At 68.7% G+C, this 18710-nt stretch carries 23 protein-coding genes, 1 tRNA gene and 1 pseudogene; 6 read left to right on the forward strand and 19 right to left on the reverse strand.

The window, feature by feature from the left end:
- Positions 1–62: 62 nt before the first annotated feature.
- From ACXKR8_RS20475 to ACXKR8_RS20510, 8 genes are all read right to left on the reverse strand, one after another.
- Positions 63–338 (reverse strand): DUF4031 domain-containing protein, encoded by a 276-nt coding sequence (locus ACXKR8_RS20475; RefSeq protein WP_462100607.1) that lies wholly within the window; start codon positions 336–338, stop codon positions 63–65.
- 14 nt (positions 339–352) lie between these two features.
- Complete coding sequence (locus ACXKR8_RS20480) at positions 353–694, reverse strand: SpdD protein (protein ID WP_458274327.1); 342 nt, start codon at positions 692–694, stop codon at positions 353–355.
- A gap of 20 nt (positions 695–714) precedes the next feature.
- Entirely contained in the window at positions 715–903 is a 189-nt protein-coding gene (locus ACXKR8_RS20485) for a hypothetical protein (protein WP_458274328.1), read from the reverse strand.
- 16 nt (positions 904–919) lie between these two features.
- Positions 920–1597 carry a DUF2637 domain-containing protein gene (locus tag ACXKR8_RS20490; RefSeq protein ID WP_458274329.1) on the reverse strand — a complete coding sequence of 226 codons (678 nt, stop codon included), beginning with the start codon at positions 1595–1597 and terminating at the stop codon, positions 920–922.
- A gap of 199 nt (positions 1598–1796) precedes the next feature.
- The gene (locus ACXKR8_RS20495; protein ID WP_458274330.1) at positions 1797–1994 is read right to left on the reverse strand and encodes a hypothetical protein; all 198 of its coding nucleotides are present in this window, start codon (positions 1992–1994) and stop codon (positions 1797–1799) included.
- A gap of 4 nt (positions 1995–1998) precedes the next feature.
- Positions 1999–2247, reverse strand: coding sequence for a hypothetical protein (locus ACXKR8_RS20500; RefSeq protein WP_458274331.1), 249 nt, complete (start codon positions 2245–2247; stop codon positions 1999–2001).
- Entirely contained in the window at positions 2196–3710 is a 1515-nt protein-coding gene (locus tag ACXKR8_RS20505) for an FtsK/SpoIIIE domain-containing protein (protein WP_462100608.1), read from the reverse strand. The genes ACXKR8_RS20500 and ACXKR8_RS20505 overlap by 52 nt, the downstream gene beginning before the upstream one ends.
- Positions 3711–3715: 5 nt before the next feature.
- Complete coding sequence (locus tag ACXKR8_RS20510; RefSeq protein WP_458267414.1) at positions 3716–4063, reverse strand: SCO3933 family regulatory protein; 348 nt, start codon at positions 4061–4063, stop codon at positions 3716–3718.
- A 164-nt stretch (positions 4064–4227) separates the two neighbouring features.
- On the opposite strand from ACXKR8_RS20510, the gene ACXKR8_RS20515 reads away from it, so the two are divergent.
- The 4 genes from ACXKR8_RS20515 (at position 4228) to ACXKR8_RS20530 (ending at position 7667) form a co-directional block, all read left to right on the forward strand.
- Entirely contained in the window at positions 4228–4596 is a 369-nt protein-coding gene (locus tag ACXKR8_RS20515; protein WP_458274333.1) for a winged helix-turn-helix domain-containing protein, read from the forward strand.
- Positions 4597–4834: 238 nt separating this feature from the next.
- Positions 4835–6049 (forward strand): helix-turn-helix domain-containing protein, encoded by a 1215-nt coding sequence (locus ACXKR8_RS20520; protein ID WP_458274334.1) that lies wholly within the window; start codon positions 4835–4837, stop codon positions 6047–6049.
- A gap of 19 nt (positions 6050–6068) precedes the next feature.
- Entirely contained in the window at positions 6069–6548 is a 480-nt protein-coding gene (locus ACXKR8_RS20525) for an NUDIX domain-containing protein (RefSeq protein WP_458274335.1), read from the forward strand.
- 804 nt (positions 6549–7352) lie between these two features.
- On the forward strand, positions 7353–7667 hold the full coding sequence (locus tag ACXKR8_RS20530; RefSeq protein WP_458274336.1) for a hypothetical protein: 315 nt from the start codon (positions 7353–7355) through the stop codon (positions 7665–7667).
- Positions 7668–7814: 147 nt separating this feature from the next.
- Here ACXKR8_RS20530 and ACXKR8_RS20535 read toward each other — a convergent pair.
- Positions 7815–7899 (reverse strand) — tRNA-Tyr (locus ACXKR8_RS20535).
- 214 nt (positions 7900–8113) lie between these two features.
- Here ACXKR8_RS20535 and ACXKR8_RS20540 point away from each other — a divergent pair.
- Positions 8114–8602, forward strand: coding sequence for a YajQ family cyclic di-GMP-binding protein (locus ACXKR8_RS20540; protein ID WP_458274337.1), 489 nt, complete (start codon positions 8114–8116; stop codon positions 8600–8602).
- A 60-nt stretch (positions 8603–8662) separates the two neighbouring features.
- Here ACXKR8_RS20540 and ACXKR8_RS20545 read toward each other — a convergent pair whose 3' ends face one another.
- Positions 8663–9124, reverse strand: coding sequence for a hypothetical protein (locus ACXKR8_RS20545; RefSeq protein WP_458274338.1), 462 nt, complete (start codon positions 9122–9124; stop codon positions 8663–8665).
- Positions 9121–9624 carry an RNA polymerase sigma factor gene (locus ACXKR8_RS20550; RefSeq protein ID WP_458274339.1) on the reverse strand — a complete coding sequence of 168 codons (504 nt, stop codon included), beginning with the start codon at positions 9622–9624 and terminating at the stop codon, positions 9121–9123. The genes ACXKR8_RS20545 and ACXKR8_RS20550 overlap by 4 nt, the downstream gene beginning before the upstream one ends.
- Before the next feature lie 220 nt (positions 9625–9844).
- Between ACXKR8_RS20550 and ACXKR8_RS20555 the strand changes: the two genes are divergently transcribed.
- Complete coding sequence (locus ACXKR8_RS20555; protein ID WP_458274340.1) at positions 9845–10306, forward strand: DUF3995 domain-containing protein; 462 nt, start codon at positions 9845–9847, stop codon at positions 10304–10306.
- On the opposite strand, the gene ACXKR8_RS20560 is transcribed toward ACXKR8_RS20555, so the two are convergent.
- The 8 genes and pseudogenes from ACXKR8_RS20560 to ACXKR8_RS20595 form a co-directional block, all read right to left on the reverse strand.
- On the reverse strand, positions 10293–10694 hold the full coding sequence (locus tag ACXKR8_RS20560; RefSeq protein ID WP_458274341.1) for a YccF domain-containing protein: 402 nt from the start codon (positions 10692–10694) through the stop codon (positions 10293–10295). The two genes, ACXKR8_RS20555 and ACXKR8_RS20560, sit on opposite strands and share 14 nt — an antisense overlap.
- An 86-nt stretch (positions 10695–10780) precedes the next feature.
- On the reverse strand, positions 10781–11641 hold the full coding sequence (gene htpX / locus ACXKR8_RS20565; protein ID WP_458274342.1) for a zinc metalloprotease HtpX: 861 nt from the start codon (positions 11639–11641) through the stop codon (positions 10781–10783).
- A gap of 146 nt (positions 11642–11787) precedes the next feature.
- Entirely contained in the window at positions 11788–13323 is a 1536-nt protein-coding gene (locus ACXKR8_RS20570; RefSeq protein ID WP_458274343.1) for an NADH-quinone oxidoreductase subunit N, read from the reverse strand.
- 3 nt (positions 13324–13326) lie between these two features.
- Positions 13327–14891 (reverse strand): annotated as a pseudogene (locus ACXKR8_RS20575) (complex I subunit 4 family protein).
- Positions 14892–14928: 37 nt separating this feature from the next.
- Positions 14929–17058, reverse strand: coding sequence for an NADH-quinone oxidoreductase subunit 5 family protein (locus ACXKR8_RS20580; protein WP_462100609.1), 2130 nt, complete (start codon positions 17056–17058; stop codon positions 14929–14931).
- On the reverse strand, positions 17055–17498 hold the full coding sequence (gene nuoK / locus ACXKR8_RS20585; RefSeq protein WP_458274346.1) for an NADH-quinone oxidoreductase subunit NuoK: 444 nt from the start codon (positions 17496–17498) through the stop codon (positions 17055–17057). Before nuoK ends, ACXKR8_RS20580 begins: the two co-directional genes overlap by 4 nt.
- 5 nt (positions 17499–17503) lie before the next feature.
- A complete protein-coding gene (locus tag ACXKR8_RS20590) occupies positions 17504–18061 on the reverse strand; it encodes an NADH-quinone oxidoreductase subunit J family protein (protein WP_458274347.1) in 558 nt (185 codons plus the stop codon).
- Positions 18058–18618 carry a 4Fe-4S binding protein gene (locus ACXKR8_RS20595; protein ID WP_458275037.1) on the reverse strand — a complete coding sequence of 187 codons (561 nt, stop codon included), beginning with the start codon at positions 18616–18618 and terminating at the stop codon, positions 18058–18060. The genes ACXKR8_RS20590 and ACXKR8_RS20595 overlap by 4 nt, the downstream gene beginning before the upstream one ends.
- Positions 18619–18710: the final 92 nt, after the last annotated feature.

The following is an 18710-nucleotide window of genomic DNA, read 5'->3' on the forward strand; positions in this document are numbered from 1 at the left end:
GTCGGGTGCTCGGGGCGACCGGTCTTCCTGCCAGGGATGTGGGCGGTCGCCCCGAGGTCGAGCTAGGTGTGTGCGGCGCGACGGCGAGCCATGAGTGCGGCCAGGCCGGCACGGTCGATCGGTTGGGCACCGACGCGTAGAGCCGCGGTGCGCTTGCCGGGGGTCACGTCGTAGTGCCAGCGGTAGTTGCCGGCGTTTTGGAACCAGGCGCGGCGCAGGCCGATTCGGTCGGCGAAGGCGTGCAGTTCCTCGCGGGTATCGGCGGTCAGGTGGGCCCATCGGGTGGTGCGAAGACCCGCGGCCCGTGCAATCTCGCCGTAGTCGGTGATCTCATCCACGTAGACCGCCACAATCAACGCCCCCTGCGCTGCGGGGAGTTAAGCAGTCCGCGGAGTACGGCGATCACGACAGCGATAGCCAGGGCGCTGACGGCGAAGGCGACGAGCAGACCGACCAGGACCACGCCGACTACGACCACGGCGCCGACTGCCCCGATGCCAGCGGCGACGTAGGGAGCGATCGAGGGCCGCGGTGCAGCGACCGGAGCCGGGGCGTAGTTCATCGGGGTCGGGGTGTGCTGCTGGCAGCCACAGGCCGGCGCCGGGACCGCGGCGGGCGGGTAGTTCGCGGGCAGGTGTGCGGTGGTCTGGTAGACGTCGTTGGAGGTGGGGGCGTAGGTCGGGTGCAGGAACATGACGGCGGTTTCCCTTCGGATCAGTGGTTGTTGACGATCTGGACGCCGGTGCGGGTGCCGGAGTCGATGGCGGGGGCCATGAAGGTGTGGGCGAGGAAGAACCCGAACAGGACCAGGGCGAGCACGGCCCAGAGCTTGAGCCGGAAGAACTTGACGATCAGCCAGGCTGCGAAGCCGAGGATCACGACCAGGGGCAGGTTCACGTTCACAGCGGATTTCTCCTTCTCAGAGCTGTGCGGCGATAGCGACAGCGAGGGGTTCGGGCACCCCAAGCAGGGACCGCAGGGCATCCAGGTCCAGCGGGGCACCGGTGCGGGCGGTGTGCGCGGCGGCCACGGTGCGGGCATGGGTCAGTAGTGCGGCCGGAACCTCCATCACCGCGGCGACCGGGGAGGCCAAGGCTGGCGGAAGCGCCGGCGCAAGGTCCGGTTCGACCAGAGCCGGGACCGGGGCCGGAGCCGGCGAGGGCGGGGGCGAGAGGGGTTCGAGGTAGACCGAGTCCGCCGGATGCTCGGCAGCGGGGGCGGTTGAGGGGCTGTGGGCCAGCAAGGTGCCGCCGAGGAACGCCGCGGCGGGCCAGCCGGCGACCAGGATCCGCAGCCAGGACGGGACAGCGTGCAGGTCCAGGAGGCCGGCTGTGGCGACGTTGGCCCCGAGCGAGGCGAACAGAGCCACGGTGAACCAGATCCAGGCCAGACGAACCGGGGTGCCGGCAGCGCGCCCTTGTCGTAGGCGGCGCCACGAGGCGACGAGCAGCAGGTCGACGGAGACCGGGTAGGCCCAGGCTTTCCAACCGGACTGTCCAGCAGCACCAGCGATGTCGTGCAGGTGAGCGAAGGACAAAGCGGCGGCGATCACCGCTTGCACCAGGACTGGATCAACGCGGGCGAGAAGGCGGCGCATGCCGATCAGCCCCAGTCCGTGTCGATGTCCAGGCTGTCCCAGGGGCAGTCGCGTTCGTCGTGGTCGATGCCCGTGCTTTGGCCGTTTTCATCGCCGCAGTGTTCGCAGAACATGGGTGCCTCCTTCGTGCATGGGAAGTTGGGGCCGGTGTCGGGCGGGGCGCGCGGCCGGCCGCCCCGCACCAGCAGTTCAGGGGTGATCAGGTGGGTTCGGGTGCGGGGGCTTCGCCGGTTCCCCAGCACGCCAGGCAGGCACCCTGCTGGGAGCCGACGTTGCGCTGCCGGCGGCCGACCCGAACAGCCTTGGCGACCAGTCCCGAGCCCTCGCAGGGTTCACAGGGGACCATCGGGTCAGGTGCGGGCGCGGTCTTCGGCGTGGACTTGCGGGAGGTCACCATGTCGTCAACTCCCGTCTTCAGTAACGGTGTTGGCAACGGCGAAGATCTCCAGGGCGGTGACGTAGCGGGCGGTGGCGTCCGCGAGGGAACGGGCGAAGGCCAGGTGGTCAGCGAGGGGACCGCGGTCGTGCGTACTGATCGACAAGTGCGTCCGGTCTTCGGCCAGTGTCAGGATCGGGGTGCGCTCGGTGCCGTAGGTGTTCAGGTCAACCCGGGTGTTCGCGTCGGCGTGCAGCGACATGAAGGCGGACACGGTTGTCCCCTTTCGGGATGGTTTCGGGCATGGGCGGGGTAGGGACGTGGCGCGAAAGGGTCACGCCAACCAGGAAGAACAGGAGCGCTATGCGGGAGCGGGGAGGTAGACCGAGGCATCCTCAGGCGATACAGGCGCACAGCCGGGACCGGACGGAAGGCATCCAGGGCGGGCAGGTCCGAGACTAGGTGAGCTGTCACGGCGCAGACCGCGGCAGTCTCGGACAGCAAGCGGTAGGGGGTGCGGATGCGCTGCCAGTGCCCGGAGGTGTCGCCGATGATGGCCATCCCCGGCAGGTCGGGGCTGATCTGGGTGGCAGCTTTCACGCCCTGCTCCGATACGTCGCCCAGGCCCATCTTGGCGGTTTCAATGTCGTTGACACGGTGCACCACCCGGTTGGTGAGCTGCGATCGCAGGAGCGTGGCGCCCTTACCCAGCTCGGCCCCGAAGCGCTGGCCCATGATCTCCAGGTAGATGCCGGCGGAACGGGCCAACTGTGCGAGGCGGATCAGGAGTGTGACGGTTTCCGCGCTGCGGGCCTTATGGGCTGTCGTGGCGCCGAGGAACAGTTCCGCGATCTCATCCACGATCACCACGATCGGCACCGGCCGGATCTTCGCGGGCAGACCCCAGATGTCAGCCGTGATGTCCGAGCCGGGCACGTCGCCGGGGATCCCCATGTACGAGCGGATCAGATCGAAGCGCGCTTCCATCTCAGCGACCAGGACCCGCAGCAGTTCCAGCGCCACATCCGGATCCGTGGCCAGAGCCGACAGGCGCGGAGCGAACGGAGCCTGCTCCACTCCCTTGCAGTCGATGCCCACCAGAGCCACCGGCTGACCAGCCAACCCGTGGAACAGGTTGCGGGCATACATGCTCTTACCCGAATCGGTCGCACCCAGAGTCAACGCGTGCGGAGAACGGCGGTAGTCACGCACCACCACCCGCCCGTCATCACCCAGCGCCACCGGCACCCGAACCGGGCTAGTGGACTTGGCGACCACCCGAGCCGGCAACACCACCCGCCGCAGCACATCGAAGCCAGTGATCCGCAGATCAATGATCCCCGGACGCACCTCGACCACATGCACCGAATGCACCTGCCAGGCATGCCGCAGACTCTCAGCAGCGTTGGTCATGTCCTCGGTCGCCAAGCCGCGCGGCAGCCGAAGCCGCAGCCGAAGGCCCATGGTCGAAGCTGTCAGGCCCCGGAGCTTAGGCGCCGTGGGCTTGATCTCGGCCTCACCACGGCGAGCGGCAATGACCCGCCACATCGGAGGCTCAGCCGACAGCCCACAGGCCTCCATCGTCTCCGCCCAGTCATGGCGAATCCGAGCCACCGTTAGTGGCAGGCTGACCGTGGACCAGTACACGCGCGGATGACGCTCACGGGCATACACCGCGCCACCGCCAGCAGCAGCCAACGGGCCAGCCGTCTCCAACAGGGCCAGGACCTGATTCATGATCCTCAGCCCCTCGCCGCAGCCGGGACCAGCGAAGTGACCGCCAGCGCGCGGAACGAGATCCCATGCCGCTTCTGACCGTTGAACTCGTTCTCCCAGTCACGCGCCCGCAGCCCCGTCACCGCCACCGGCATCCCTAGGGCCAGGTTCGCCGGGATCCCCGACTCCGGCACGCTCACCGTCAGCAGCTCAGCCGAGCCGTCATCGGCCACGGTCAGGCCGACCGTCATCATGTGCTCCCGCGTCTCACGGTCAAGCGCGATCTCACCGGTCTCCCGGTTGATCACCTTCGGCGCAGCCGGGACCGCCACGAAGACGACGGCGGTCGAGAGATCAATCTTGAAGGAAGGCATCTGCCTACTCCTTGGGTTGCTGTCACATGAAGTACTTAGTACTTCATCTTCCCTATGAGAGTGAACCTAACCCACTTGGTATGTCAAGTGAGTTGGCGTGATTGGCTGTCGACCAGCGCCAGTGGGATGTGGTCCACTTGTTACAACAAGTACGGAGAGGGGATATGGCGCAGTTCAGAGGGCGTGCGGAGTATCTACGGATCGCGGATGAGATCAAGGTCAAGATCCGGGAGGGCCTCATCCGGCCGGAGGCCAAACTGCCGTCCGAGGCAGAGATCATGCAGCAGGAGGGCGTCTCGCGGACGGTCGCCCGTCAGGCGATCTCTCGGCTCCGGGAGGACGGATACGCGTACTCGCACCAAGGCAAGGGGAGCTTCGCGGCCCTTCCTGATGCCCAGACGTCGAGCAAGCACAGTCCGGAGTACGAGCAGATCAACGAGAGCCTGTTGACGGTCCTTGCCGAGGTTCGCCGGCTAGCCACTCGGCTTGACGAGTTGGAGGCTCACGTCCGTCCCCCGAAGCCGCCAAGTTAGCGATGCCGCCAGCACGATTGGCTAGGCCGCGCAGCAGCTCGCTCACGATGTTGATTCGCATTGCCAAGTCCGACCGCTCAGCCGGGGTGAGTACCATCCGAGCCCCCATGACGTGATCTCAAGTCCGCTCAACCCCTTTGGGGTTGAGAGCAACGCTAGATCCGAACGGAAGTCCCACCCCGGAAAATCCTTCCGGGGCACCGAGGATGAGCGGGGGCAACCTCTTCCCATGCGAGGAATGACAGCGAGTCTCACTATCGGCGAGCGAGTGGCCTGGTACCGCCGACGCCGAGGCATCTCACAGGAAGTGCTAGCTGGTCTGGTTGGCCGGACGGTCGACTGGCTCAGCAAGGCCGAGAACAACCGAATAGAGCTTGACCGACTGTCAGTGATCAAGTCCCTGGCCGATGCCCTGGACGTGACCCTTGGGGACCTGCTCGCGGAACCGAGTCTTCTGGAATGGACACCGGACAGCGGGAAACAGACAGTCCCCGCCCTGCGTACCGCCCTGATGAACTACCGCCAACTGACCCCACTTCTCGGTGTACCGACTGAGGGTGAGCCGTCTCCGCTCGGTGAACTGCGCAGCAACGTCGCTGAGGTTTGGGACGCCTACCAGGAGTCGCGGTACGGATTCGCCACCCGCCGGCTCCCGCTACTTCTAGCCGACGCGCTCATTGCCGTTCAGAGCTACGACGGGCGGGAACGGGAGCAGGCGTATGAACTCATGGCGATGACCTACCAGGGTTCGGCCATGGTGCTGACCAAGCTCGGTGAGGTCGACCTCGCATGGATTGCCGCGGACCGTGGATTGGCGGCAGCCCAGCTGTCAGGCAACGGCGTGATTATCGGCTCCCTGTTCCGCTCCGTCACTCACTGCCTGCTCTCGAACGGCCGCTTCGACTCTGCGGTTCAACTCGTCAACGATGCCGCCGGATATCTCCAGGGCGGCTTGGGCGATGCCAACCCCGAGTACTTGTCGATCTACGGCACGTTGTTCCTCACGGGAGCGATAGCGGCATCCCGCGCCGAGGACCGGGCGACCACGCGCAGCTTCCTCGCCGAAGCAGACCAGACCGCACAGCGGCTTGGAGCAGACGCGAACCACATGTGGACGGCATTCGGACCCACGAACGTAGCCATCCATCGCGTCGCAACAGCCGCAGAACTCGGAGACATGCAGGTCGCCATGGATCTCGGTCCCGGAGTCGACACCAGCGGATTGCCGACCGAGCGCCGGACACGGCACAACCTGGAGATGGCTCGCGCTTTCAGCGCCCGCAACCGGGTGGACGGTGCACTCGAACTCATCCTTCAGGCCGAAGCTTGGGCGCCCGAACAGGTGCGGAGCCACTACCTCGCCCGAGAGCTGGTGCTGAGCTGGGTACGCAATCAGCGAGGACGCCCAAGTCGACCGATGGCTGATCTGGCACAGCGCCTCCACGTGGTCTGACCTCTGTACCCTCGTTCTCATGCCGACGAATGAAGACCAGGCTGAAGCCTCCATGGCGCACCCGCGAATGGCTGCGGGTGCGCTCTTTTTTGATGCCGCCGGACGCGTGCTGATGGTCGAGCCGTCATACAAGTCGTATTGGGAGATCCCAGGCGGATACGTCGAGACTGGAGAATCACCGCTCATGGCATGCGTCCGCGAGGTTCAAGAGGAGTTGGGGATTGCGCCGCCGATTGGCCGACTTCTTGCTGTCGACTGGGCGCCAAGCGATGCCGAGGGAGACAAGGTGCTCTACATCTTCGACGGCGGCCAGCTCACCAGCGAACAACTTGCCGAGGTCCGGCTCCAGGCCGAGGAACTGACCAGCTTCAAGTTTCTTGATCTCTCCGACGTGAAGCAGACCACGATTCCACGACTGGCACGCCGCATCCTCGCTGCCGCAGAGGCTCGAACAGGTCTGAGTCCGGTCTATCTCGAACACGGTCAGCCTGCTGCCTGAGTCAGCCCACTTCCCGCCGGGGCCGAGGTCAGCTGTCATTGTCGTGGTGATGGATTTCTCTACTTCATCAAGGCTCGCTCTGCTCGCTGGCGCGGTCCCCGTCCGCGCCACGGAGCCATCCCAGCAGCAGAGAAGCAGCAGGGGAAAGGGGGAGGGCATCGGAAGCACATCGAAGCGGAGGACCGCGACACGATTCCCGGATCTCTCAGGAACTGCAAGCAGTCTTCAACACAGAGGTTGAAAGGGGCCGCGCGATGCGCGGCGGCGCCGGCCGTGCGCCGACGCCCGCCCGCCCCCATGTCTTCGCCGGGGCGGGCGGTCGCCGTCGCCCGCCCGCGCCCACAGGGGGCGTAAAACACAGACCGGGGCTGGGAAACGAACCCAAAGCCACACCCACCAAGCACCCCGCAGGGGCAGACGCCAGGCGACAGGACCCGGGCCATGCCTCCGGCGGGGAACGCCCCGACACCGGGATGGCCGCGGTTCAGCCGGCGAGCACCCATCGTTCATGGCTGAGGTAGGGGGCTGCCATCCCGTCTGCCGTCGTCCCAGGCAGAGCCGAGCAGCCTTGCCCCCTGGTGTCCAGGTCGTTCGTACAGTGGCGCGCTCCACCTGGACACCAGGGGGCAAACCCGCTCCACGGTGTGTGGGACGACGGCAGACGGGATGGCAGCGGGGCGAGCCGTGGTACCTGCGGAGCCGCTGGAGCATTGGTAGGCCCGATCTCAGCAGTGCGGCACACGACCGCTAGACCTGCACGTTTGTCTTTGCTGTGTCGTAGGCTTGATGATGAGGAGGATGTCCATGGGACTCATCACGGGATTCTTCGGTTGGCGCACGTCGAAGAACACATCCAAGACAGCACGCAACACGCGCGCGACGGCACGCAATACTCGCGAGACGGCTCACAGCACGGCCACCATCGCCACCGCCCTGAAGCAGCAGTCCGAATCGGCAGCCAGGGACCGTCACAACGCCTACGTTGCCAGCACTTCTCGCTTCAACCCCGAGACCGGCAAGTGGGAGAGCACTCTTGTGGACGTCGACAGGGAAAAACGGGCTGCCTATTGGGCAACCATCAAGGATGGTCAGGTACCACCCTCTCCGCCCGCGTCATGATTCACAACATCACAGGCGCAGAGCGTAGCCCGTGCCAGTCACGTGCCAGACGAGGCGGGAAACCATGGGGAGTAGCGGTGAGACAGTCGAGCCCAGGCAGCAAACAGCCCCTGACCGTTTGTGCTGGTCAGGGGCTGTCCCGTTCCCTGGTGGCGGGTAGAGGGTTCGAACCTCTGTAGGCAGAGCCGGCAGATTTACAGTCTGCTCCCTTTGGCCACTCGGGCAACCCGCCAGGGATGTCGCGCGGTTCCCCGCTCGACGTCGTAAACAATACCTGATCCGAGGGGGTGCTCCGCCACTCGGTTGATCGGGTGTGGCGGCGGGGACGGGGTGGCCCTCGGCGACAGCGCGCGGGGCCGCTGATGGCTAGGCTGGATCGGCAGCCTCTCCGCGCGGGGAGGCCTGCGCCGTCCGTGCCACCGCACTGTCAAGGAGACTCACTGATCATGGCCGACTCCAGTTTCGACATCGTCTCGAAGGTCGAGCGGCAGGAGGTCGACAACGCGCTCAACCAGGCCTCCCGCGAGCTGACCACCCGTTTCGACTTCAAGAACGTCGGCGCCTCCATCGAGTGGTCCGGCGAGAAGATCGAGATGAAGGCCAACTCCGAGGACCGGGTCAACGCGATCCTGGACGTCTTCCAGACCAAGTTGGTCAAGCGGGGTATCTCGCTGAAGTCCCTGGACGCCGGTGAGCCGATGCTCTCCGGCAAGGAGTACAAGATCTTCGCCACCATCGAAGAGGGCATCTCCCAGGAGAACGCCAAGAAGGTCGCGAAGATCATCCGTGACGAGGGCCCCAAGGGCGTCAAGGCCCAGGTCCAGGGCGAGGAGCTGCGCGTCACCTCCAAGAGCCGGGACGACCTGCAGGCCGTGATGGCCCTGGTCAAGGGCAAGGATCTGGACTTCGCCATCCAGTTCGTGAACTACCGCTGATCCGTACGCCGGACCGTACGCGTCCTTGCACAGGGGGCTGAGGCGCCCCCTCGGATGGCCTCAGGTCTCGCCGATCACCCGGGCGGCGAGACGGCGGAGGGCGCGGCGGTTGGCGGGAAGGGTGGCCACCGGGAGCAGGGCGGCGCGGCCGGGGATGCGAATGCCGCCGGTCGCGGCGACCAGCGTGCCGTCCGGGGTCGGGACGGCAGCGATGCCGATCATCAGGAAGCGGCTCTGCATCCAGCACCAGCCGGGTTCCAGTTCGACGTCGAAGCGCGCGCGGAGGCCGATCCGGCCGCGGGCGCGGGCCTCCGTGCGGTCGCCGATCCGCCGCACCACGACCCGGTGCATATCGGGCTCGAAGGTGCCGAGTTCGTTCTCGAGGTCGGCGACGATGTCCCAGACCTGCGTGAAGGGGGCCGGGATCAGCCGTTCGGCGACCTGCGCCCCGGAGATGCCGGCGGCCAGCACCCGCAGGCGGCGGACCTGGTCGAAGTCGGCCACGGGCCACGGACCGTTCATGCGCTCCACGCCTTTCGGAAGTTGTCGCGGGCCCGGTGCAGTCGGGATTTGACCGTGCCGACCGGCAGCGCCAGCACGGCGGCGGCCTGGACCTCGTCCAGGCCTTCGAGATCACGCAGCACGATCACCGCACGGTGCTCGGGACTGAGCCGGGCCAGGACGTCATGGATGTCGGTGGCCTGCTCCACGTCGGTACGGGAGGGGAGCTGGTCGAGGCCGTCGACAGGAGCGCTGCGGGCCGAGCGCTTGGCCAGCCGGACCGACTCGCGTACGGCGATGGCCCGCACCCAGCCGTAGCAGGCCCCTGGATCCTGCAGCGAGCGGAGGTTGCGGAAGACCGCGATCAGCGTCTCCTGGGCCGCGTCGGCGCCGTCCGCGAGGGCGATCGGGCCGCAGATCCGGGTCGCGTACGGAGTGAGCCTGGCGAGCAGGTCGCTCATCGCCATGGTGTCGCCGCGCTGAGCTCTGCACACCAGGAGTGAGAGGTCGTCAGCTGTCATTCGGGGCTCGCCGGTGTCTGGTCCACACCTACAGGAGTACTGCGGGGCGACGGACGTTCCCTCGGGTTTGGTCGAGTTTCCGGCGAGCCGGTCGCGAGCGGCAGGTCGCGATCGGACGGTCGCGAGCGGCAGGTCGCGATCGGAGGGAACGCGCGGGGGCGTCGGCGCCTCTTCCTGGCGGGGCCCGCGGAGACGCCGCGGGCGCGAGCAGGAGGAAACGATGAGGATCCGCAGCAAGGCGGCGATCGTGGCGGGCGTGCTCACGGTGGACGCGGCGATCCACCTGTACTGGGCCACCGGGGCGACCTGGCCGGCCCGCTCCACCGCTTCCCTGTCCCAGGCCGTGCTGAACATGGAGGTGCCCTTCACCCCGCCGAGTCTGCTGCCCATCGCCGGGCTGCTGCTGTCGGGCTCCGGCCTGCTGCTGGCGCGGGCGAACGGACGGGGCGGGCGGCTCGCGGCACTCGGCAGCGGCGCAGTGGGCGCCGGGATCGCGCTGCGCGGCGCGGCGGGACTGCTGTGGGCCACCGGACTGGGCACCGACACCGCTGCACCGTTCTACTGGCTCAATCTGCTGGCCTACACCCCGGCCTGCCTGGTGCTCGCACCGCTGGCGCTGGGGGTGGCCCGGGGAGAGAACGCTGCTGCGGGCCTGGAGGCCGGTGTCCTCAGCGCGCGGTGAAGGGCTGGTCGCTGGAGACGATCTCACGTCCCAGGGGCATCAGCGAGATGGGAATCATCTTGAGGTTCACCCAGGCGAAGGGGATGCCGACGATGGTGATCGCGAGGGCGATGCTGGTGGCCAGGTGACCCAACGCCAGCCACCAGCCCGCGAAGATCAACCAGATGACGTTGCCGACGCAGGACGCGCCCCCGGCGTCGGGGCGCTCGCGGGTGGTGCGGCCGAACGGCCACAGCACATATCCGGCGATGCGGAACGAAGCGATGCCAAAGGGGATGGTGATGATGAGGATGCAGCAGATGATTCCTGCGACGACGTAGCCGAGGGCCATCCAGAACCCCGCGAAGATCACCCAGAGAACGTTGAGCAAGAACCTGAGGACATCCATGTGCTGCCGCCTCCCGCACGTCCGAGGGAAATCAGGGTCACTGAGATTCTGACACGACTGTGATCATGGGGCCGGGTGAGCGGTCGTCAGGGGCGGTAGCCGGCCATCGCCTCGAGCCGGGCGATGCGCTCCGCCATGGGCGGGTGGGTGGAGAACAGCTTTCCGCCCGTCCCACCGGGGCGGAACGGGTTGACGATCATCATGTGGCTGGCCGTCTGGAGCTGCGGCTCCGGCGGCAGCGGCAGGCGGGCGGCGCCGGCGTCCAGCTTGCGCAGGGCGCTGGCCAGGGCCAGCGGATCGCCGGTCAGCTGGGCTCCGGAGGCATCGGCCTGGTACTCGCGGGAGCGGCTGACGGCCAGTTGGATCATGCTCGCGGCGATCGGGCCGAGAATCATCATCAGCAGCATCCCGACCAGCCCCGGGCCGTCGTCGTCATCCCGGCCGAACGGGATCAGCCAGGCGAAGTTGACCAGGAACATCACCACCGAGGCCAGGGAGCCGGCCACTGAGGAGATCAGGATGTCGCGGTTGTAGACATGGGAGAGCTCATGGCCGAGGACCCCACGGAGCTCGCGTTCGTCCAGGATTCCGAGGATGCCCTGGGTGCAGCAGACGGCCGCGTTGCGGGGGTTGCGGCCGGTGGCGAAGGCGTTGGGGGCCTCGGTCGGGGAGATGTAGAGGCGGGGCATGGGCTGCCGGGCAGATGTGGAGAGCTCGCGGACGATCCGGTACAGCCAGGGCGCCTCGATCTCGCTGACCGGGCGGGCACGCATGGCGCGCAGGGCCAGCTTGTCGCTGTTCCAGTAGGCGAATCCATTGGTCGCCAGGGCCACCGCCAGGCCGATCAGCAGACCGGTACGCCCCCAGAAGGCGCCGATGAGGATGATCAGCGCCGAGAGGCCGCCGAGGAGCGCGGCGGTTTTCAGACCATTGTGCTGGCGGTGCACAGGTGCCCTCCAAGACGTGCGATGAGGGGCGTCTTCTTCCACAGCCCTTGAGTCCGTTCCTCCGGTTCAACGGCCGGGATGGATGCCCTGGTTCCCTTGTCCGCTGCTGGGCGGCCCGGCGCAACCGGAGCACCGCAGGGCCGGGGTCAGCGGAAAAGCGATCCCGAGGCGACCTGGAGCACGAGTTGCGGGGCCACCGAGAGCACCACTCCCACGGAGGCGGCCAGGCCGAGGCAGAGGGCGACCGACACGGGCAGCCGCCGTGCGGTGACGGCTGCGGCAGCCGGGGTCCCAGCGGCGGGCTGGAACAGTTTCGCGGCCCAGCCGAGGTAGTAGTACAGGGCGACGACGACGTTCAGGGCCATCACCACGGCGAGCCAGCCGAGGCCGGAGTCGACGGCGGCCCGGAAGACCACGATCTTGCCGAACAAGCCGATCACGCCGGGCGGCAGGCCCGCCAGGCAGAGCAGGAAGAAGGCCATGGCCAGGGCGGTGGCCGGGCGGGAGGCGAAAAGCCCCCGGTAGTCGTCGATACGCCCGGCGACCAGGGCCACCACGGCGAAGGCTCCGAGATTGACCACGCCGTAGATCAGCGCGTAGGCCACGGTCGCGCCGAGCGGGTCACGGCCGCTGCTGGTGCCGTAGCCGGCCGCGGCGATGGGGACGAGGAGGTAACCGGCCTGGGCGATCGAGGACCAGGCCAGGAGTCGCACAGCGCTGTGAGGGGTGTCGGAGCGCTGGCGCAGTGCTGCCACATTACCCAGCGTCATGGTGATTGCGGCGAGAATGGCGAGGGCAAGGCCCCAGGTTCGCCCGTACGAGTGAAAACCAACCACTGCCACCAGGGCAAGGCCCGAAAGACCGGCTACCTTGCTCACGACGGAGAGGTACGCTGCCACCGCGACGGGCGCACCGGCATACGTGTCGGGCACCCAGAAGTGGAACGGCACCGCGGCGGTCTTGAAGGCGAAGCCGACCAGCGTCAGCACCGCCCCCACCAGAGCCAGGGTCTTCAACTGCGCGGGGACGTGCGGCAGGGCCGCGGCAATCCGAGTGAGATGCATACTGCCGGTCGCGGCATAGACGAAACTGACGCCGAGAAGCATGACGGCGGTCGCCGTGACCGAGGACAGGAAGAACTTCAGCGCGGCCTCACCACCCCGTCCGTCACGGCGTAGGCCGACCAGGGCGAAGGCGGGGAGCGAGGCGGTCTCGAGGGCGACCACCAGGGTCGCCAGGTCACGGGAAGCGGGCAGCAGGGCGGCGCCCGCGGCGGAGCTCAGCAGCAGGAACCAGAACTCACCCGAGGGAAGCCGGTCGGCCTCGACGGTGTGGATCGAGAGCAGCGCGACCAGCAGCGCGCCGGCGAGCACCAGCAGCTGGATGACCAGGGCGAAGTGGTCGGCGACGTAGGAGCAGCCGGAATTGTCGGTGGCCCCTGCCAGAGTTCTGAGACAGAACGTGGAACGGTCCCCGTCGCGCAGTGGGACGAGTGAGAGCAGGGCCAGCAGCAGGCCCCCGACAGAGATCCAGCCCAGGAGCTTCTTGCGTGGCTCCGGCAGGAAGAGGTCGCCGACCAGGACGGCCAGGCCGACGGCGGCGGTGATGAGGGGCGGCGCGACGGCCGTCCAGTCGATGGACTGGATCAGCGAGCCGGCAGCGGCGACAGCGAGATGGGTCATGACTCAGCTGCCTCCGAGCAGGGCCTTGACGGCGGGGTTGCTGAGGCCGAGGAGCACGGCCGGCCAGAGCCCGGTGACAAGGGTGAGGGCGACGAGGGGGGTCCAGGCCGCGAGTTCGTAGGTCTGGACGTCGGAGAAGCCGGGGGCGGGTCCGGCCGCTGGATCGCCCATACAGACCCGGCGGACGACGCCGAGCAGATAGCCGGCGGTGAGCAGGGTGCCGAGCCCGGCGAGGGCCATGAAGACCAGGTAGGCGGGGCGGGAGAGCCCCGCCGCGGGCTGGAAGGAGCCGAACATGGCGAGCAGTTCACCCCAGAAGCCGGCCAGGCCCGGCAGGCCGAGACTGGCGACGGCGGCGAAGGCGAGGAGCCCACCGAGGCGGGGGGCGCGACCGTAGAGGGCGGCGCCGGAGCCGGCGCCGAGGCCGGCCAGGCGGTCGAGATCGGCGGTGCCGTGGCGGTCCTTGATGGCTCCGACCAGGAAGAAGAGCAGGCCGGTGACCAGGCCGTGGGCGATGTTGGCGAAGAGGGCGCCGTTGACCCCGGTGGGGGTGAGGGTGGAGATGCCGAGCAGGACGAAGCCCATGTGGCCGACCGAGGAGTAGGCGATGATCCGCTTGAGGTCACCGCCGGCCCCGGGACGGACCAGGGCGAGGCAGGCCAGGGAGCCGTAGATGATGCCGACGACCGCGAAGGCGGCGAGGTAGGGGGCGAGGGTCGCCATGCCGCCGGGCGCGGAGGGCAGCAGGATCCGGACGAAGCCGTAGGTGCCCATCTTCAGCAGCACCCCGGCGAGCAGGACGGATCCGGTGGTGGGCGCCGCGGTGTGGGCGTCGGGCAGCCAGCTGTGGAAGGGCCACATGGGGGCCTTCACGGCGAAGCCCAGGCCGATGGCCAGGACCACGAGGACCTGGGTGGTGTGGGAGAGGCCGCGGCCGTGGCGCTGGGCCAGGACGGTCATGTCGAAGGTCCCGGCGTGCAGGCCGAGCAGCAGGAAGCCGAGCAGCATGATCGCGGAGCCGAGCAGGGTGTAGAGGATGAAGCGGGTGGCCGCAGGGCCGCGGTTCTCGCCGCCCCAGCGGGCGATGAGGAAGTACATGGGGATGAGCACGACCTCGAAGGCCAGGAAGAACAGCAGCAGGTCGAGCACCGCGAAGGTGCCGAGCATGCCGGTTTCGAGGAGCAGCAGCAGGCCGGTGTAGGCGCGCGGGCTGGGGTGCCGGGGGCGTCCGGGAGCCTGCGCAGGGAGTAGATCGCGCAGAGGAAGGTGAGCAGGGTGGTCAGCAGCAGCAGCGGCAGCGAGATGCCGTCGACTCCGAGGTGCAGCCGGACGTTCAGGGCCGGGATCCAGGACCGGTCGGTGACGGCCTGCATCCTGGCCGAATGTCCCCGGTCGAATCCGACCGCGAGAGCGATCGCCAGCAGCAGGGTGCCGCCGGTGACGGCGACGCCGAGGTACAGCGCGCGGCGGCCGGCGGTGTGCTCGTCCGAGCCGAAGAGGCCGGGGAGGAGGGTGGCTGCAGCGCCGACCAGCGGGAGCAGCAGCAGGGCGATGAGGACGGCGTTCATCGGGTGGCCTCCATGTGCCGGTCGGCCTTGGGGTCGGTCACTGGGCCACCACCACGAGGACGGCGAGGACGACGACGGCTCCGGCGAGCAGGGCACTCAGATAGGTCTGGGCATTGCCGTTCTGGGCCCGTCGGACGGCGGCTCCGAGGAGCTTGGGCGCTCCGGTGGCTCCGGCGAGATAGGTCTCGATGACCTCGCGGTCGAGGAAGCGGACCAGGCTCGCCGCGGCGAGGAAGGGGCGGACGAAGGCGGCGGCATAGAGGCGATCGAGGCCGAAGCCGTTGCTTGCCGGGCCGAGCAGGGGGCCCAGGAGCAGCCGGGCCGGGTCGGGGACGTGGGCCGTCTCGGCGGCGAGGGCGGCGCTGCCGGCGTCGGCGAGGGCCTGGTCCGGGGTGCGGCCGGGGACGGTGGCCAGGTCGGCGGTGACCTGCTCCGGGTCGGCCACGGTGGTGTGCGGGCGGGTGGCCTCGTCCAGTTCGTGCGCGGCGAGGCTCGGTGCGGCCGTGCGGGCGTCGGTGACCAGCGAGGTGGCACGGCGCCAGGCGGCGTAGGAGATGAGGACGCCGAGCACGGCCGCGCAGCTGCCGAGGACGGCGGTGGTGGTGGAGGGGGTCAGTGACGTTCCGTCGAGGAAGGAGGGGAGCCAGTTGGTGCGCAGTCCGACGACGCCGAGGGCGACGGTGGGAATGGCGAGGAGCCACAGCGGCCAGCGCATGGCCTGGGGTTCATCCGTGGTGTGGGCCTGGTGGGCGGTCTGGGCGTCTTTGGCGGCCTGGGCGGTGCTGCGGGCGCCGCTCGGGTCGGGCGCCCGGAAGGCGAGCAGCCACAGGCGGGTGGCGTACATGGCGGTGAGCAGCCCGGTGAGCAGCCCGGCGACCAGGATCAACCAGCCGACGAAGGCGGGGACGGCACTGGCCGGGCCGAGGCCGCCGGTGAGAGCCGCGCCGTCGGCGGCGTGCTCGGCGGCGGTGAGGACCGACTCCTTGCTGAAGAAGCCTGCCAGCGGCGGGATACCGGCCAGGGCCAGCAGGCCCAGCGTCATGGTCCAGAAGGCATCCGGGACGCGCTTGCGCAGGTCGGGCATCCGGGACATGGCCGTGAGCGAGTTGGTGTGCGAGGCGTGGATGACCACGCCCGCGGCGAGGAAGAGCAGGGCCTTGAAGGCACCGTGGGTGAGGAGGTGGAAGACAGCGGCGTCGCGGTCGCCGGTGGCCAGAGCCCCGGCCATGTAGCCGAGCTGCCCGACCGTGGAATAGGCCAGCACCCGCTTGATGTCGTCCTGGGCCAGGGCGCATAGGGCGGAACCGACCATGGTGACGGCGGCCATCACGGCGAGGACGACCAGGGCCGTCGAGGAGAGCAGGAAGACCGGCAGCAGCCTGGCGACCAGGTAGATGCCGGCGGCGACCATGGTGGCCGCGTGGATCAGCGCCGACACCGGGGTCGGGCCCGCCATTGCGTCGGGCAGCCAGGTGTGCAGCGGGAACTGCGCGGACTTGCCGGCGACGCCGCAGAGCAGCAGCAGCGCGATCAGCGTGGGGTGGTGCAACTGGCCGTCGGTCGCGGCGGCGAGGACACCGCTGATCCGGAACGTCCCGGCGTCGGCGGCGAGGGCGAAGATGCCGAACAGGAAGGGGATGTCGCCGAGCTTGGTGACCAGGAAGGCCTTGATGGAGGCGGAGCGGGCGTCGTCCTTCTCCCAGTGGTGGCCGACCAGGAAGTAGGAGCAGATGCCCATCACCTCCCAGCCGACGAGCAGCACGATCAGATCGCCGGAGTAGAGGACCAGGAACATCGCGGCAGTGAAGAGGGACACCAAGGCGGCGTAGGAGGGATAGCGCGGGTCGTCGCGCAGATAGGAGGTGGAGTAGATCTGCACACAGGCGGCGACCACGCCGACCAGGACGGCGAGCAGGGTCGAGAAGCCGTCCAGGTGCAGGGCCAGGTCGATCGGGATGCCACCGGTGGGAGTGAGCTGGGTGGCGGCGTCCAGGTGGCGTCCGCTGCCCAGGTCGATGGCCACGACGACGGCGAGGGCCGCCGAGGCGAGCGAGGGCAGCACGGCGAGGGGACGGACCAGGCCGGGGGCCCGGCGGCCGGCGGCGAGACCGGCGAAGGCACCGAGGAAGGGCAGCAGTGGGACGAGCACCGCCAGGGTGAGGGTCATGCGACGGTGGCCTTCCCCGAGGAGTCGGGCGCGGATGCGGGGCCGGTCGTGGGGCCGGACGCAGGACCGCTCGTGGGGCCGGATTCCGTGGCGGTGTCCGCCTCCGGCTCCGGGCCGGAGCCGGGGTTGCCCGGCCGGTCCGCGAGGGCGCGCAGCCGGTCGATGTCAGCGGTGCCCTGGGTACGGAAGACCATCAGGATGATGGCCAGGCCGAGGCCGATCTCAGCGGCGGCGATGGTGATGGTGAACAGGGTGAGCGCCTGGCCGGCATGAAGGGTGTCCCGCAGCCAGACGTCGAAGGCGACCAGGTTGAGATTGACCGCGTTGAGCATCAGCTCGACGGACATCAGTACCAGGACGGAGTTGCGCCGCGCGAGCACTCCGTACAGGCCGACGGAGAACAGCAGGACCGCCAGGACGGCGGGGTAGGCGAGATGCATGGGGCTCAGCGCTCCTCTCGGTGGCGGCGAGAGATGACGATGGCTCCGACGAGCGCGGCGAGCAGCAGCACGGACAGGGCCTCGAAGGGCAGCACCCAGTAGCGGAACAGGACGGCGCCGTCGGCCTGGGTACTGCCGCTCCCGGTGGCGGCGTTGAGGTCGAGCCAGGTGCTGCGGAAGGCGTCCACGACCAGGGTGACCAGGGTTCCGGCGGCGGCGAGGGCCACCGCCAGGGCGACCCAGCGGTTGCCGGAGTCGGCGTCGGGCGAACGGCCGATGGGGGCCTTGGTGAGCATCAGCCCGAACAGGACCAGGACGACCACCGAGCCGAGGTAGATCAGCACCTGGACCCAGGCGATGAACTCGGCGGTGAGCAGCAGGTACTCGATGGCGAGACCACCGAGGGCCACGACCAGCCAGAGGGCGGCGTGGACCAGTTGCTTGGTGGTGACGGTGAGCAAGGCTGCGCCGAGGACGGCGAGGCCGACCAGGACGAAGACGATCTCGACGCCGGTGGGCGAGAGGAAGGAGTGGCCTGCGGAGGAGAGGACCGTGGCGTTCACGGGGTGGGCTCCTCTCCGGGAGACGGGGTGGCGGCGGCCGGTGCCTCGGTCGTGGCGGCGGCTGTGGCTTCGGCGGCTGCGGCGGCCTGGGCGGCGGCGGCGATCTTGTCGGCGGACTTGCGGGCGGCGGCGATCTCCTTGGGCGGCTCGGCGGCAGCGTCCAGGGCCGGCGGGGTCGGGACGGTCCACATCCACTCGCGGAGGCGGTCCCGCTCATGGGTGAGCTCGTGAATGTCGGTCTCCGCGTACTCGAACTCGGGCGACCAGAACAGCGCGTCGAAGGGGCAGACCTCGATACAGATGCCGCAGTACATGCAGAGCGAGAAGTCGATGGCGAATCGGTCCAGGACGTTGCGGGTCCTGGCCCTGGCGTTGGGCTCGACCGCCGGCAGCGTCTCCTTGTGGGAGTCGATGTAGATGCACCAGTCGGGGCACTCGCGGGCGCAGAGCATGCACACCGTGCAGTTCTCCTCCAGCAGCGCGATGACGCCGCGGGAGCGGGGTGGCAGGTCCGGCTGGGCCTCCGGGTACTGGGCGGTGACGGTGCGCTTCATCATCGTGCGCAGGGTGACCGCGAGGCCCTTGGCCAGGCCGCGACCGGGGAAACCGCTGTGGTCGGCGTGGCCGGAGTGGCTGCGGTGGGTGGGGT

This window comes from Streptacidiphilus sp. PAMC 29251 (genome assembly GCF_054208735.2).